The 468-nt window shown below is 34.0% G+C and carries 1 pseudogene; it reads left to right on the forward strand.

The features are described 5' to 3' along the window. Positions 1 to 396: pseudogene (locus E3E36_RS11790) on the forward strand (tyrosine-protein kinase family protein); the annotation flags it as partial. Between the last annotated feature and the right edge of the window lie 72 nt (positions 397 to 468).

The raw sequence follows: 468 nt of genomic DNA on the forward strand, positions 1-468 counted from the left end.
GCTATCATTACTTCGGGGCCAGTTCCTCCAAATCCTGCAGAATTATTACTAAACACCAGAACCGCAACACTCTTTGATTATTTAAAAGTGCATTACGATTACATCATTATTGATACGGCTCCTTTTGGCTTGGTAACAGATGCATTATTGTTGGAAAAGTATGCTGATTTAACTTTGTTTACTATCAGACACAGGTTTACTTTGAAAGCAATATTACCTTATATTGAGAAGTTAAACAGGGATAATAAGTTCAGAAATATGGGGCTTGTTATTAACGGAATTAAAAAAGACGGTAGCTATGGCTTTAGCTTTGGTTTTGGCTATAGCTATAGTAAATATATATCTGAAAAAAAGCGAAACTTAGTAGCAAGGTTTAAAGCAGTTTTTAAATCATAAAGAGTTCAAATTTGTGAATTGATAAACTCTCGTTTGCTTTGCTTGTGAGTGACATGGCGAAGCTGTATCTTT

Source organism: Thermococcus sp. M36, from assembly GCF_012027355.1.
Classification (GTDB): Archaea; Methanobacteriota_B; Thermococci; order Thermococcales; family Thermococcaceae; genus Thermococcus.